Raw genomic sequence first — 16,981 nt, 5'->3', positions numbered from 1 at the left:
TATTTTTCATAATGAATATATAATTTAAAGTTAAAATTCAACTGATAATCCCATTAAAATGGTTTTCACAGCTGGGTAAGTGTATAGGTTGTAAGATCCAGGCACAAATAAAGAAGTAGAACCTGCGGACCCAAGAGAAACTTCCGGTTCTCCATGGAAGCTTGTCCAAGTAATTAGATTCTGACCTTGAGCATATACCCTTATTTTATTAACAGGTAAGGCATCTCCGAAATCTTTTTTATCAAAAGTATATCCAATACTTAAACTTCTTAGTCTTAAATAATCTGATTTTTCAAGAAACTGATCAGTTGCTCTTATTCCATTAGAATCTACCTTTTGGAACACTCCTGTATCACCTGGATTCTTCCAATAGTTTGCTGCAGCTGTTGCCACATTATATCCAGAAAGTGCACTTGTAGGATCTACCGCGTTAAGATACATGTTATTATAAGTATAACCACCCATCTTAAATACAAAATCTGCATTTAGATCAAACCCTTTATATGTGAAAGTCGTACCAAATCCACCAAAGCTTTTTGGGAAAGGAGATTTATCCGTAATTGGAACTGCGTCTGAAGCACTATATACATTTGTTATATTACCATTTTTGTCATAATATAATGCATCTCCATTGTTTGGATCAACCCCAGCAAAACGAACATTATAGAACATATAAGGAGTTTCGCCTACTTTTAGATAATTATACCCTCCTGCCAAAAGTCTTTCAGTCTGATTACCAGCAAGTCTGTCAAGAACACTTTTTTGAAATGCAATATTTGCTCTAAAACTAAGTGTTATATCTGATGTTTTAATTACATCTACATTTAATTCTGCTTCTAACCCTTTTTGAGTCATATCTCCTGCGTTGCTATAGGCAGAAAATACACCTTTTTCAGTTGTGTAAGGTAAAAGTTGTATGAAGTCATTTCTCTTATTCTGATATACTTCAACAGCACCTTTTATTCTTCTGTTCCACATCGAGAAATCAACTCCTAAGTTAGTAGTTTTATTAACTTCCCACTTTACATTTTCATTACCAGCTGTTTGTATAACTGATATCGTTGGCGCTGTACCATAAAGACCATATCCAACATTAGATACGTTCACATAATCAGGAATTGTACCATCATTCCCAGTAAGACCATAAGATCCTCTAAGCTTTAAATCATTAATAAAATCTACATTGAAGAATGATTCTTTAGCAATATTCCAAGCCGCACTTGCAGACCAGAATGTCCCAAATTTGTTATTAGCTCCAAACCTTGAAGATCCATCTCTTCTGATTGATCCTGTTAATAAATACCTTCCGTCATAATCATAACTTGCCAATGCAGCTAAACTAAATAGTGTATTTCTAACTTTTGATCCTGTAAATGTATTTCTTGCAGAAGGAGTGGTATTTGATGGAGTGTCTAAGTTATCCGATTTAAGACCGTATGCACTCGCATTTAAAGTTTCATTGAAATTATCGTTGTACTCAACAAATCCTAATACATCAATATTATGTTTTCCAAAAGATTTCACATAATTTAAAGAGTTATTCCATGTATAGTTAAATCCATAAAATGTATTCTTTGCAATCTGCCCAGTTGGTGTACCATTAATAGTTAAATCCAGATTAGACCCTTTTTTAAGCCAGTTTGTAGCCATATACCAGTCGTATAAACCATTGAAAGTTGTTTTAAACTTAAGCCCGTCTATGATTTTATATTCCCCAAAAAGAGTAGCTTGGCTTCTGAATCTTTGATCAATTAAAGGATAGTTTCTGATCTGCTCAACAACATTTGATCCCGCACTCATTGTTTGGTTGTAGCTACCATCCGCATTGTAAATAGGCTCATAAGGTGCATAAAGATACATTGCAGCAAAAGGGTTCTGAGTATTATATCTGTCCAAATAGTTTTGGGTCTTTTGATATTGTAATCCTAAGTCAATTCCTAATTTAACTTTTTCACTTAGCTGATTTGTAAAGCTAAACCTACCTGTATATCTATCAAGTCCATCAATATCTCTTAGGATACCTGAATCCTTGTCATAACCAAGAGAGTAATAAAAAGTATTTTTGTTACTTCCTCCCTGAGCACTAAATAAGTATGATTGAATTGTTGAGCTTCTTAACAAGTCTTTTTGCCAATTGTGGTCATATGCTGCTAATTTATTTATTTCAGCTTCGCTTCTTGTAGGAAAGCCTAAGAAACCTAAAGTATTCTGAAAATTCAGGAGCTCTCTAGAATTCATCATACTAAAGTTATTATCCTTTAGTTTTGTAGCAGTACCAAATTTAGTATCAAAAGAGTATACTGTTTTACCAACAAATCCTGATTTAGTTGTAACAACTACTACACCATTAGCTCCTCTAGAACCATATTGAGCTGTAGCGGCTGCATCTTTAAGAATTGATACAGAAGCAACATCATTAGGGTTAATTGCACTAAATTGTCTAGCAGACATATACATACCATTAACTACATATAATGGTTCTGATGAACCACCAACCCCAGAAACTCCTCTTACTAGAATAGTAGCAACTGACCCTGGCTGTCCAGTAACACTCTGAACAAAAACCCCAGAAGCTTTACCTTGAAGGCCATTACCAATACTCGTTGTTGGAGTATTTTGCAAAAGCTGGTCTCCTGTAACCACTGATTGAGCTTGAGTAATCTTATCCTGAGTTTTTTTCTGATAACCAATAACTATGACCTCATCAATTTGAGCCTCTTTAGTTAAGGTATCTTTTTTCACAGTTTGTGCAAAAGCAACTTGTCCTAAGAAAAACAACGCTCCAGCACTTAATACACGCAATTTCACATTCATATTAACAAATTTTAATATATTTAAGAGAGCAAATATGTTAATAAATATTAATACTGGCAACTTTTTAAATTGGCGATAATTATGATGAATACGATATATAAAAATTAATAATTTACTTCATAGATTAAAATTTAACAAAAAATAACATTTAACATTTCAATAAAACAAATTTTCCACAATTCAAAATATCTTTAACAAACATTTATCACCCTTGAAAATATTATTTAGAATCATTATAAATTATTAAACAGCTATAAATTCCAAAGGAGCCTATTTTTCAATAGGCTCTTCTGAATTTCTTTGCATGTTCACTTTACCCAGCAATAATGCCTAATAAACTATTAAAATCATCAATATTTTTAAATTTATTCTTTTTAAAATTTTGATCTAATTCTTCAGATTTACTAGGAAATAATGCTTTAATCTCATCTTTTTTCAATGGAGTAATTACCTTTTTAGCCATATCAAACAAAAAATAATCCGGTTTAGTCCTTGAAAACTTAGGAGCCCTAGCTTGATCATAGGTATTCTCTGCAACTTTTCCTGGCGTAAAGGTTATATTCTCTTTTCGTACAATTACATAATTATTTTTATCCGAAGAGGAATCAATATAATATTTCCCACTAATCAATCTCACAACATATTTATTATTGATTTTAAAATAATCAGCCTCTTCTTTTGGGATTTTATAATATTTATCATCATTCTTTAAGATAATTTCATCATTATAGATATTATATCTTAAAAGAAAAGTCCCACTCTCTCCTTTAATCATTGATGGTAAAAACTCTTTTTCTAAAAAAGGAGAACCTTCATAATTATCATTATCAGCACTTTCCCCAACGCCAATTTTATTAACCGAATTAGACAACAATCTATTATTATTAAGATTGTAAAGCACAGCACTTTGTCCAAAACAGAAGCTAAAGCCTAAAATCGACAATATAATTCCCGTCTTTTTCATTTTAAATTATTTTTTTTTATTGAGGTTGTTCTTAATTTCCTACAAACGCTTCTTTTTTGTTTCCGTAAGCTGCCGTAGTACCTTTAAGGTAATAATTCCCATACACAGTTAAAGTCTTTGTACACGGATTAAATGATGAAACTTGCGAAGCATCAGTAGATTGCTTAACCCAAATTGGAGCTCCGGCATATGGAGCAGCACTATAGTTTGATCCCGTATATTGATCCGGAATAGTAACTACATATGTATCCGGATTATAATTTAACACCAAATCTATACCTACATCTAAAAAGTCCTTTACCTTCAATTGATTTGTCGTTGACGATTGAACAATATCATAATTTCCATTTGGAGTATTCCAAAAAGCCTCTGTATTTTTAAAATTAGCATTCATCAACGTAGCCGAGCATTTCAATGACATACTCATTGTATATGTTTGATAATCTATAATAGCATTCTGAATAGAATTCGATTGTAATTTAAAAACAGCTTTTTTAGCCACACTGGTCGCTCCGCTTTCCAACAATCGCACAACGAAAACTCCATTAACCTTACCCGAAGGATTATCAGTACCTTTCACAAGTTGGAAATCAACTCCTTCTTTTGCAGTTGAACTTGGATCTAAAACTAATTTCACCTCCTTATCTCCAGATACCTGCGAAATTGTTCCATATTTAACTTCAACATCTTTATGTCCACTACCCTGTTCTATTAACTGATCCGAACCTGCAGTTACAAAATGTAAATATGGCTCACCTTCGTAATGAATTTCATCGTTTGTACATGACATAACAAGACAAACAAGAAATAGATATATATACTTTATTGTTTTCATTTCTAAGTTTTTTTTAATTAGTACCCAGGATTCTGTTGAATTGTTGGATTTCCTTGCAGCTCAGCCCTTGGAATAGGCAGCGACCTCATACGATAATCATTAATTGGTATAGTCACCGGGATCGTTTTCACATCGTCTGTAGGATCCCTATCAATAGCCACTCCAGCAATTGCTCCCAATCTCTTTAAGTCTAAATATCTATGTCCCTCCAAATAGAGCTCTTTTCTTCTCTCCAAAAGGATATCAACATATGCCTGCTGTTTACTTGAATACACCGGTAAATCCACAGGCCCCAGGTAGTTACGTGCATCCCTAACATTCTTTATAAGTGTTGCAGCCGTAGTGAAACTACCTTCTTCAACAGCGCATTCAGCTAAAATAAAATACATCTCAGATAACCTGAAAATTGGAATATCGTTTCTTAACACATTCTGACTTAAAACCTTTTCCCGTGTAGGATCTGTAGGAATTGGATCTGGCGCTAAAGTTGCTCTGCCAGGATATTTATCTATCACAAGCACATCCAAAGCTCTGTAATTATCTATAGTCGTGTAATTGGAATTAATTACAGCAGTAGGATCAATATACGCAAACCTCCTAATATCTCCAGGAGTACTAGCATACAGGTTAAAAGTTTTTCTACCCATATCATACAAAATAGATCCATTAGCCTGCGACGCATTGGTTGCAAACAGAGTTACAATATTTCCCCAGCTTTGAAGTTGCGGCCTGTTTAAAGAAAATATTAACTCTCTCGGATTACCAGTATCTGTATTATTCCACATTTTAACGTATGGATTCTTGGAAGTATATGCATTCAGATCTTTATGAGCCTGATTATTTTGAGCCAGATTACCTGGATTAGGGGGACTTGCCACCGTAAGTGATAAACCAGAAGTATTTAACACTGCCTGTGCCGCAGCTTTAGCTTGAGGATACATACCTCTGTATAAATAATACCTTGCTTTAAAGGCATTTAAAAAATTTTTCGTAATCCTGTAATAATCACCACTGGTTGTCAAATTACTTTCTGCAAAGGCGATATCCGCATCAATTAATGCAAAAATTTGAGAATTCGCAACCCTTGGTTTAGTTTCTGTCAACTCAGGAACATCTTCTATTAGCATAACCCCTAAAGCATTAGGATCTTTCATATCTGTAGAAAAATAGGACAAAAGAGTAAAATAAGAAAATGCTCTTATTAGTCTGGTCTGCGAAACCACATTATTATATCTAGCTCGTTCAGACTCTGCCGGCACTATACCCTTGGCTCCTACCAAAAGCCTGTTAGCCCTATTTATTGTTGTATAATTCCCAAGCCAGATACCAGAAGTAGGCCCATTAGTAATATCAAGGTAAAATTGATGAGCACTAAGTGCCAACTCAGAATTCTGAGGCCCCATCCCCAACTCATCAGTTATTTGAGCAGATAAAAATAAATTATTGGTAATATCTAAACTAGTATATACAGCACCATTAAGATATTTATCTAAATCGTTTGTGTTAGTGAATGTCGACTCACCATTCAGTTCTCCCGCCTGCGTGATATCCAATGCATCATTACAAGAAGACACACTTACAATAACAGCTAAGGATAATATTGTTGTTTTAAAAATACTTTTCATATTGAATAATTAATAATTACTAAAAATCTAAATTAGCTCCAATTGAGAACGTTCTTGGGTTTGGATAAACACTTAAAGGAAATGTACCCAATCCCTCAGGGTCATACCCTCTCCATTTTGTCCAGGTAAAAATATTTTCACCTTGAATAAAGATTCTAGCAGCCTTCAGTATAGATTTTTCATTAAAGAATTTTTTAGGCACATTGTACCCTAGAGTTACATTCTTCATCCTCAAGAAGGATGCATCATATAGAAGCCTATCAGTAATGCTAGACATGGGTGCATTTAACGAAGGAATATCTGTATTAGTGTTAGTAGGAGTCCACGCATTAAGCAAATCAGCAGAAACATTATTTCCAGCACGCATGTATGATGGATTTAACGCCCATGCCAACTGATTGTCTGATCTCCAGAACTTAGCTTGGAATGAGAATAATGCATCTAAGAAAAACCCTTTATACTCACTATTAAAGCCAAAACCTCCCGTGTACTTTGGAAAATAGTTTTTCCCCGTTTTTCTTCTGTCTTTATCTAATGCTTGTTCTGATACATTCCCATTTGAATCCAAATATAACTCATTTCCATTATTAGGATTCACCCCTAAATAAGGCACTAGATTCCATTCATTGATGCTACCTCCTTCTACTAAAAGTAAAGATCCTGTACTTACTGGAATTGACAGTTTTTTAATAGTATTTTTATTATATGATCCGTTGGCAAATATTGTTAACTTATAATCTGATTTATTGAAAATATTATATCTCAGCACCGCTTCAAAACCTTCGTTTTTTAAAGCTCCATAATTACCTCTATAAGTATATTGACTGGTAATTGCCGATGAAGGAATATTATAATAAAGCATATCGGTATCTTTTCTGTAGACATCAAAATTACCTTCCAGCCTATTCTTAAACAATTTAAAATCCAACCCGAAGTTTGTTTGTTTAACCTCTTCCCATCGAAGTGTAGGGTTTGCTATATTACTAACAAAATAACCTGAAGTGTTGGAATACCCATTTCCAACCACATTCAAATCCCTTGTAATACCAGTTCCTAAAAGCATAGGATTCGTATCATCTCCAGCCGCAATTACGTTAGCATTCCCTTGGGTACCATACGAAGCTCTTAACTTCAACATATCGAATATTGATCCCTGCATAAAGTTTTCTTTATCAATATTCCAACGTCCTCCAACAGACCAAAACGTTCCCCATTTATTACCAGGAGCAAATCTATAACTACCATCCCGTCTTAATGTTCCACTAAAACCATATTTATCTTTATAATCATAATCTGCCGTTGCAAAATAAGAAAGGGAACCAGCAGTAGCCTTAAATGCCGAAACCGATGGTAGATAAATATTTCTCACAGGATCGAAAGCAATATACCCGACACCTGACCCAATCGCAAATGATCTTGGATCTAAACCATTTTGAGTTTGACTACTTGAATAGAAATGAACCTTATTATACTCTAAATATGCTCCTACTCCAATAGTATGATCTCCTAATACTTTATTATAATTAACGCTGGAAACTGTAGTAAAGTTCAGCTCTCTGGAGTTACCAATAGTCTCACTACCTCCGTACTCTGTCCCATTTGTTGCAGCAACCACCAACGAAAGATACCCGTTAGGATTTCTTCCTGCCATTGAATTGCCTATTTTAACATCTACCCCCGTTCTATTATTAAGCGTAAAGTCGTCTGTAAGTTTGTACGATGTAGTTACATTAGTGAAAATAGAAGTTTCATTGAAACGTCCAAATACGGATTGATCACCTCTCAGTACATCTTCAAGAATGTAGGCAAAATTACCCTCCCCTCCGGAATTAGTCCCAATTGCATTAAATAGATCACGACCATTAGCATATTGCCCAGAAGCAATATAAGGCAAAGCAAGAAAAGATCCTATTAATGGGTTTTGAACATAATTTCCATTTATACCAGAATTACTCTCTTGATTCAGCTGTTTTCTAGCAGAATACCCCAAACCAACTATAGCAGTATAATTAAACCTCTTATCAGCTGATCTACCTGTGATATTATTTCTAAATGTAAATCTCTTAAAATTCGTATTCGGAACTAAACCTCCTTGCTCCAAATATCCTAAAGATGAATATACCGATGTATTTTCACCACCAAAAGTTGCAGAAACATTATGTTGCTGCGTAACATCTGCCTTAAAGAAAGTTTTTTCCCAGTTTGTATTAATTGGATAGTTTGCAATTTCTTCATCAGTAAGCTTTCCGCCTGTAAGATTTGTTTGATTATTATTTTTTTGAATCCTAAGTAACTGCTGAGCATTTGCCATATTATATTTGTTTTTAGGCATAACACTAACCCCAGTCATAGTACTATAGCTTAATCTCAATTTTGAGTTAAACTTACCTCCTTTAGTTCTAATCAACAACACTCCATTCGCTCCCCTATTTCCATAAATTGAAGTCGCTGCCGCATCTCTCAAAATTGAGATAGATTCTATATCCTCCGAATTTAAATTCCTAAACTGATTAGCCCCAGTAGGAACCCCATCAATAATCACTAATGGCTCTGTATCTGCCGAAAGTGATGAAATCCCTCTAATAACCAGATCAATTTTTGCAGAACCAGGAGAACCCGAATTAGACGCAATAGTAACTCCAGGAGCAGAACCTTGTAATGAGTTTAGAAAACTAACATTTGGCCTGTTCTCTAAAACCTCCGCATTTACAGTAGTATTCGCACTGACATCCTTAGGCTTAGTTAAAGTTCTATTGTATCCTAAAACCACAACCTCCTCAATATCTTTTGATTTGATTGTGTCATTTTTTTTAACAGTTTGTGCATTATATAGGCCACATATAAAAAACAACGCGCCAGCACTCACCACCCGTAATTTAACATTCATATTAACATATTTTAATATATACAAGACAAATATGTTAATTAATACTAATATTTACAAATACATCAAACCAATAACATCAAATAAATTTAACTTTAATTCAAAAATCACCTACAATTGAATAATTATTCATCAAAAAAAGGCGCAAATATTAAATAAAAATAATATTATTATGACTTTTTAACTTAAATAATGATAATATAAAAAAATGTTAAAAAAACAATTTAGAATCAATATAAATTATATTTAAACAAAAAAAACCACTTTCGTAAAAAAGTGGTTTTCAAATATTTAGATGATTAATAAATTATTTCAATTTCTTCTTCACTGCAACTTCTTCATATACCTCAAGAATATCGCCGATTTCAATATCGTTATAACCTTTTAAATTCAATCCACATTCGTAACCTTTAGTTACTTCTTTCACATCATCTTTAAAACGCTTTAAACTCTCCAGCTCCCCGTCAAATTTAACGATACCATCTCTTAGAACTCTTACTTTAGCACTTCTTGTAACCTTCCCTGAAAGAACCATACATCCGGCAATTGTTCCCACCTTCGAAATTTTAAATACTTCTCTGATTTCCACATTACCAATTACCTGCTCTTTAATTTCAGGAGAAAGCATACCTTCCATTGCCTCTTTTACCTCATCAATAGCTGCATAAATTACAGAATAAGTTCTGATCTCAATTTCTTCCTTATCTGCTAATTCTTTAGCATTACCACCAGCCCTAACATTAAATCCAATGATAATAGCATCCGAAGCTGTAGCTAAGTTAACATCAGATTCTGTAATCTGACCAACTCCTTTATGTAAGATATTAACACTGATCTCTTCCGTTGACAACCTTTGTAATTGATCTGATAATGCTTCAACAGAACCATCCACGTCACCTTTCAGGATTATATTCAACTCCTTGAACTCACCTAGAGCAATTCTTCTTCCAAGTTCTTCAAGTGTTGTATGTTTCTTAGTTCTGATAGAAAGTTCTCTTTGAAGCTGCTCTCTCTTATTGGCAATAGTTTTTGCCTCACTCTCATCAGCATAGACTTTAAATTTATCCCCTGCTGTAGGAGCACCATCCAGACCTAAAATAGTAACCGGGATTGATGGCCCTGCCTCTTTGAGGTTTCTACCACGTTCATCAAGCATTGCTTTCACTTTACCATGGTTTTTCCCTGCAAGTACATAATCACCAACTCTTAAAGTTCCGGTTTGCACAAGCATCGTAGCTACGTACCCTCTTCCTTTATCTAAAGAAGCTTCAATTACAACTCCCTGAGCATTTCTATTCGGATTAGCTTTCAGCTCAAGCATTTCTGCCTGAAGCAACACTTTCTCCAATAAAAGGTCAATATTATTACCAAACTTCGCAGAAATTTCCTGAGCCTGAACATTACCACCCCATTCTTCAACCAAAATATTCATCCCAGATAATTGCTGACGGATATTATCAGGATTTGCACCCGGCTTATCAACTTTATTCAAAGCGATAATCATTGGTACACCTGCTGCCTGCGCGTGAGAGATCGCCTCTTTAGTCTGAGGCATTACATCATCATCGGCTGCAATTACAATAATGGCAATATCGGTAATCTGAGCACCCCTTGCTCTCATAGCCGTAAAGGCTTCGTGACCAGGAGTATCCAGGAAGGTAATCCTCTGCCCGTTTTCTAACTTCACATTATATGCTCCAATGTGCTGTGTAATACCTCCTGATTCACCAGCGATAACATTGGTTTTTCTGATATAGTCAAGTAAGGATGTTTTACCGTGGTCAACGTGTCCCATTACGGTTACAATTGGTGCTCTTGGAGAAAGATCCTCCTCAGCATCCATATCTTCTTCAGATTCTGCTTCTTCAAGATCAGCATCCGAAAACTCAATTTTATAACCAAATTCATCAGCTACCAATAACAAGGTATCAGCTTCAAGTCTCTGGTTCATAGTTACCATAACACCTAGAGAGAAACATGCAGAAATAACTTCTGTTGGAGAAACGTTCATCAAACTGGCAAGTTCCCCTACTGTAATAAATTCAGTAACTTTTAATGTTCTGTCCTGTGCATCAATCTCTTGCTGACGTTCATCCTGCTCTCTACGATAAGTTCTCTTATCTTTTCTATGCTTAGCAGATTTAGATTTACCTCCTTTATTAGTTAACTTCTCAAGGGTTTCTTTAATCTGATTCTTTACTTGTTCATCAGTTAGTTCCACAGGCATTGTTCTTTGCCCCGGTCTATTATTCTGACCTCCTTTCTTGAATCCTCCACCCTGACCTTGAGGACGGTTTCCTTGATTGTTATTATTGTAAGGACGGTTTCCACCAGGACCACCTTGACCTTGCGGGCGATTACCTTGACCACCCTGACCTTGTGGACGATTGCCTTGATTACCTCCTTGCGGACGGTTTCCTTGACCCCCTTGCTGATTGTTTCCTCCAGCCTGCTGATTGTTCCCTGTATTCTGTTGATTAGGTCCTCCAGGTTTTTCAATCCTTTTTCTTTTCTTCTTCGCACCTGAGTTAGGCTTAGGAGCAAATTGCGTTAAATCAATTTTTTCACCAACAATTTTAGGTCCGTCTAATTTTTGATAAACGGTTTCAATCTTCTGAGGCTCCTGAGATTGCTCGTCATCTTTTACAGATTCTTCCTTCACAGCATCAATTGGTTTGGCCTCAGTTTCAACAACTGGTTTTGGAGTTTCTTTCACAACTTCAATTGGTTTTTCTTCAGCTTTTTTCTCCTCCACTTTTGGTTTATCTTTTTTAACTGGTCTGTTTCTTGACTCTATTTGTGACAAGTCAATTTTATCCAGAACTTTAAATTCCTGTTTCTCTGTAGCTGCTTTAGTTTCAGGTTCCGGTTCTGACACTATCTCTTCCTTCTTCTCAACCGGAGGAGTTACAGGAGCCTCAGAAATCTCTTCAGCCTCAGGTTTTTTAGAATCCAAATCTATTTTACCTAAAATTTTAGTTTCTGGTTTATTAGCTTTAGCTCTTATTACTTCAGGGGTTTTCTTTTCTTCTATTTCCAGTTTTTCTTCCGGAACTTTAATGATCACCACCTCATGGGAAGCTTTACGTTGTTCGCCATCCTTGGCAAACTCAGCCTCCAATGCAGAATATGCCGCTTCTTCTAATTGAGCGTTAGGATTGTTTTCAACCTCGAAATCCTTTGACTGTAAAAACTCTACTAATCTGGACATCGAAATGTTGAATTCCTTAACCGCTTTATTTAATCTTATTTTTGGCATTTATATTATTTACTGTTTTTTTTAATTTCTAAAATTAAAGTATTTCTTTTTTACTTTTTATTAAAATTTATTTAAAATCTTAATCTTCAAATTCTTCTCTCAGAATGCGCTTTACATCTTCGATGGTTTCTTCTTCAAGGTCAACCATATTTAAAAGACTTTCAGTATCCTTATCCAATACTGATTTCGCAGTAGTAAGACCTACTTTCTTAAATTCATCCAAAATCCACTGCTCGATATCGTCATTAAATTCTCTCAAATCAACATCGTCATCCTCGCTAGACTCTCTATAAACATCTATTTCATACCCTGTCAACCAAGAAGCCAGTCTGATATTTTGACCTTGCTTTCCAATTACCTTAGAAATTTCTTCTACAGGTGTATAAACTAACGCATAGCTACTGTTCTCATTGATGTCTATTTTGTTAATTGTAACGTTACCTAACGCTCTCTTAACTAAAATTTCAGGATTTTTAGACCACTGAATAACATCTATATTTTCATTTTTCAACTCTCTTACAACTCCATGAATCCTGGATCCCTTAACACCCACACAAGCACCAACCGGATCAATTCTATCATCATAAGCATCTACGGCAATCTTAGCCTTTTCACCAGGAATTCTTACCACTTTTTTAAGCATAATCGTTCCATCCTGAATCTCAGGAATCTCCAGCTCCAATAATTTCTCAAGGAACTTAGGTGCAGTTCTGGAAATAATAATTTGTGGCTTTGAACCTTTAAAATCAACTGACTCTACGATAGCTCTGATGTTCTCTCCTTTTTTAAAGAAGTCAGAAGGAATCTGGTTTTCTTTTGGTAAAATAAATTCATTACCCTCATCATCTAACAAAATTACATGTTTGTGACGAATATGATGAATTTCTCCAACAACAATCTCTCCAATTCTGTCTCTGAACTGCTCATACAACATTGCATTATTATGCTCCTGAAGTTTTGTAGCGAGAATCTGCTTCAAAGTTAATATATTTCTTCTTCCCAGCTGTGCAACAGGAATCTCCATTGTAAAGTCTTCCCCTACTTCAAAAGTCGGATCGATTTTTTTAGCTTCAGAAATTTCAATTTCCAAATCATCGTCTTCCGACATCTCATCCTCTACGATTGTTTTATTTAAAAATATCTGAAAATCCCCCTTATCAGGGTTTACAATCACATCAAAATGATCATCTGAATCAAACCTTTTTCTCAAAAGAGTTTTCAGTGAATCTTCAATAATTGCCATAAGATCAATTTTACTGATCCCTTTTTCGTCTTTAAAATCACCAAAGGATTCAATCAACGCTATATTATCCATTTATTCTTTTTTCTTTTTAAAATTTAATTACTACTAATGCTTTTTTTATCTCAGAGTAAGGAATTTCCTTTTCCTCCTCCACATCTACTTTACCTTTTCCAATATCTTTTGGTTTTCGGTATCGTAAAATAAGTGTGATTTTTTCTTCATCCACTTTTGACAATTCACCTTCTATTTTAGAAGAATCATCAAGAACAATTTCAATTTCTCTTCCTATATTTTTGTTAAACTGTCTGGGAGTAGATAATGGTTCGCTTAGTCCCGCAGACATAACCTGAAGACTAAAATCATGTTCTTCACGATCCATATTGAACTCTATTGCCCGGCTTGCATCAAGACAATCCTGCAAAGAAACTCCATTATCACCATCTAAAATCACTGTAATATCATCCCCTGCAGAAAACTTCAGATCAATAAGAAATAAATCTTTTCTGGTTTCAAGGAATTCATTTAATAATTCTTCAATTTTCTTTCTAAACTCCATAATTTTATGCTTGATTTACAGTACGAAAAAAGGCTTTCTTCCGAAGCCTTCCCATTTTTTTCCGTAAATCCAATGCAAATATAAGATATTTTTTCTAAAAAAGCAAAATCATCTTATTATCAGATAAATAACCCGGCGATGTATTAACATTAAATTTAAAGAGGGGTTGACAGTATTTTTATTATTTTTGTGATGAATTTTAAAAACAAACATTTTGAATATAACAATTGTAGGAACAGGTTATGTGGGATTAGTTACCGGAACTACCCTTGCAGAACTTGGCAATTCAGTATACTGTGTTGACATTGATGAAAAAAAAGTTGAAGGCATGAAAAACGGCATTGTTCCCATATATGAGCCGAACCTTGAAGAGATGTTCCATAGAAACATTCAGTCTCAAAGGTTATTTTTCACCACCAATTTAAAAGAAGCATTAGATAAAAGCGAAGTCGTATACCTTGCTTTACCTACTCCTCCCGGGGAAGACGGATCTGCTGATCTTTCTTATGTGTTGAGTGTTGCCAATAGTATTGGCGAACTGATGACTGAATATAAGGTCATTGTTAACAAAAGTACAGTTCCCGTGGGAACGGCAGAGAAAGTAAGAGAAGTTATTTCTTCAAAAACAAACATTCCTTTTGATGTTGTTTCAAATCCGGAATTTTTAAGGGAAGGCTTTGCTGTAGAGGACTCTATGAACCCTGCAAGAGTTGTTGTCGGATCAAGTTCAGAGAGAGCTAAAAATATCATGTCCAAGATATATCAGCCTTTTACCAATACAGGAATTCCTATTATATTCATGGATGAAAAATCTTCTGAACTTACCAAATATGCATCAAACTCATTTTTAGCGGTGAAAATTACCTTCATGAATGAGATTGCCAATTATTGTGAAAAGGTAGGCGCTGATGTTGACAAAGTAAGATTGGGAATGGGAAGTGATGACAGAATTGGTCACCGCTTTTTGTTTCCCGGAATTGGGTATGGGGGAAGTTGTTTCCCTAAAGATGTGAAGGCATTAATTAAATCTGGGAAACAGGAAGATTTTAACTTCCGTATTTTAGAAGCTACAGAGAATGTAAATACAACTCAAAAAGTTATTCTGGTTTCTGATATTGAAAAATATTTCGAAGGAGATCTTAATGGAAAAAAGATTGCAATTTGGGGACTAGCTTTTAAGGCAAATACCGATGACATACGTGAAGCTTCCTCTTTGGACAACATTAATCTTTTGTTGAAAAAAGGAGCTAAAATAACCGCGTATGATCTAATCGCTGAAAACAATGTTCGTCAGATTATTGGAGACCAGATCCAATATGCAAAAACGATGTACGATGCTTTAGAAGGAGCTGACGCATTATTCATTGCTACGGAATGGCCGGAATTCAAAAATCCTAATTTTGATCTGATGGCCGAAAAAATGAACAATAAAGTTATATTTGACGGAAGAAATATGTATCCTTTGGAGGTTCCCAAACAACATGGATTCTATTACAAAAGTATTGGAAGGCAAACTATCCTGAATCCATAAGCTCAATAACAAAAAACAAAGTACCGTTTCTTTTCTTTATAAAAATTCAATACCCTATATTTATAACATAGCAGGTATAGAATTTACATTAATACCTTAGTAACTTTAATCTTAACTGTTTCAAAATATTAAAATGAAAAATATAATTATTACGGGAGGAGCAGGTTTTATTGGCTCCCACGTTGTTAGAGAATTTGTCAAGAATAACCCTAACACCACGATAATCAATCTGGACGCTCTTACTTATGCTGGAAATTTAGAAAATTTAAAAGATATCGAAAACGAAGCCAATTACGTTTTTGAAAAAGCAGATATAACAAAACCGGAAGAATTAAGAATAATTTTTGAAAAATACAACCCTGATGCTGTTATACATTTAGCTGCAGAAAGTCATGTAGACAGAAGTATTACGGACCCTATGGCTTTCATTAATACGAATGTAAACGGCACCGCCAACCTTCTTAATCTATGTAAAGAATTCTGGACTCTAAACCCCGATCATACACACGGAAGATTCCCGAATGAAACAAGAAAAAATTTATTCTATCACGTTTCTACAGATGAAGTTTATGGCAGTTTAGGAGAAACTGGTTTCTTCCTGGAAACAACATCTTACGATCCACAATCTCCTTATTCCGCTTCTAAAGCAGCTTCCGATCATTTAGTAAGAGCTTATGGAAATACCTACGGAATGCCTTTTATCGTATCCAACTGTTCAAACAATTATGGTCCCAATCACTTCCCGGAAAAGTTGATTCCTCTTTGCATTTCCAATATTATTAATGAAAGACCGTTACCTATTTATGGCGATGGTAAATATACCCGTGACTGGTTATTTGTTATTGATCATGCAAAAGCAATTTATCAGATATTTAATGAAGCCAAGACAGGTGAAACTTATAATATCGGAGGATTTAATGAATGGCAAAATATTGATCTGGTAAAAGAATTAATCAAGCAAATGGATGCAAAACTTGGAAAACCATCTGGTTACTCTGAAAAATTAATCACTTTTGTAAAAGACAGACCAGGCCATGATAAGCGTTATGCTATTGATGCATCAAAGCTGAACAAAAACCTGGGATGGAAACCATCAGTGACATTTGAGCAGGGATTATCAAAAACAATTGACTGGTATCTTGAAAACAAAGAGTGGTTAGAAAACGTAACCTCGGGAGATTATCAAAAATACTACGAAAAACAATACAACTAAACCATCAAAAAACAATCATTTCACCAAATGCAATGTTCCATAGGACATAATTGAAAA

The 16,981-nt window shown here is 34.8% G+C and carries 10 protein-coding genes; 2 read left to right on the top strand and 8 right to left on the bottom strand.

Going from position 1 to position 16,981, the window contains the following annotated elements:
- Positions 1 to 30 precede the first annotated feature (30 nt).
- From G9C87_RS14520 to rimP, 8 genes are all read right to left on the bottom strand, one after another.
- The gene (locus G9C87_RS14520) at positions 31 to 2,814 is read right to left on the bottom strand and encodes a SusC/RagA family TonB-linked outer membrane protein (RefSeq protein ID WP_172282370.1); all 2,784 of its coding nucleotides are present in this window, start codon (positions 2,812 to 2,814) and stop codon (positions 31 to 33) included.
- 313 nt (positions 2,815 to 3,127) lie between these two features.
- Positions 3,128 to 3,778: a hypothetical protein gene (locus G9C87_RS14515; RefSeq protein WP_172282368.1), complete on the bottom strand. Its 651-nt coding sequence runs from the start codon at positions 3,776 to 3,778 to the stop codon at positions 3,128 to 3,130.
- Between the two features lie 31 nt (positions 3,779 to 3,809).
- Positions 3,810 to 4,613 (bottom strand): hypothetical protein, encoded by an 804-nt coding sequence (locus G9C87_RS14510; RefSeq protein ID WP_172282366.1) that lies wholly within the window; start codon positions 4,611 to 4,613, stop codon positions 3,810 to 3,812.
- Between the two features lie 17 nt (positions 4,614 to 4,630).
- A complete protein-coding gene (locus G9C87_RS14505; RefSeq protein WP_172282364.1) occupies positions 4,631 to 6,238 on the bottom strand; it encodes a RagB/SusD family nutrient uptake outer membrane protein in 1,608 nt (535 codons plus the stop codon).
- 19 nt (positions 6,239 to 6,257) lie between these two features.
- Entirely contained in the window at positions 6,258 to 9,104 is a 2,847-nt protein-coding gene (locus G9C87_RS14500; protein WP_317168562.1) for a SusC/RagA family TonB-linked outer membrane protein, read from the bottom strand.
- Between the two features lie 325 nt (positions 9,105 to 9,429).
- Positions 9,430 to 12,381, bottom strand: coding sequence for a translation initiation factor IF-2 (infB, locus tag G9C87_RS14495; RefSeq protein WP_172282360.1), 2,952 nt, complete (start codon positions 12,379 to 12,381; stop codon positions 9,430 to 9,432).
- A 79-nt stretch (positions 12,382 to 12,460) separates the two neighbouring features.
- Complete coding sequence (gene nusA / locus G9C87_RS14490) at positions 12,461 to 13,696, bottom strand: transcription termination factor NusA (RefSeq protein WP_172282359.1); 1,236 nt, start codon at positions 13,694 to 13,696, stop codon at positions 12,461 to 12,463.
- Positions 13,697 to 13,712: 16 nt separating this feature from the next.
- A complete protein-coding gene (gene rimP, locus G9C87_RS14485) occupies positions 13,713 to 14,180 on the bottom strand; it encodes a ribosome assembly cofactor RimP (RefSeq protein ID WP_172282357.1) in 468 nt (155 codons plus the stop codon).
- Positions 14,181 to 14,394: 214 nt separating this feature from the next.
- Here rimP and G9C87_RS14480 point away from each other — a divergent pair, with 214 nt between their 5' ends.
- Both G9C87_RS14480 and rfbB read left to right on the top strand, forming a co-directional pair.
- Entirely contained in the window at positions 14,395 to 15,711 is a 1,317-nt protein-coding gene (locus G9C87_RS14480) for a UDP-glucose dehydrogenase family protein (protein ID WP_172282355.1), read from the top strand.
- A 133-nt stretch (positions 15,712 to 15,844) separates the two neighbouring features.
- Positions 15,845 to 16,924, top strand: a complete 1,080-nt coding sequence (gene rfbB / locus G9C87_RS14475; protein ID WP_172282353.1) for a dTDP-glucose 4,6-dehydratase — start codon at positions 15,845 to 15,847, stop codon at positions 16,922 to 16,924.
- The last annotated feature ends 57 nt before the right edge of the window (positions 16,925 to 16,981 follow it).

This window comes from Chryseobacterium sp. LAM-KRS1, from assembly GCF_013184525.1.
Taxonomy (GTDB): Bacteria; Bacteroidota; Bacteroidia; order Flavobacteriales; family Weeksellaceae; genus Chryseobacterium; species Chryseobacterium proteolyticum.
Note: the sequence above shows the minus strand (reverse complement) of the source record. Positions and strands in the feature narration are given on the sequence as shown.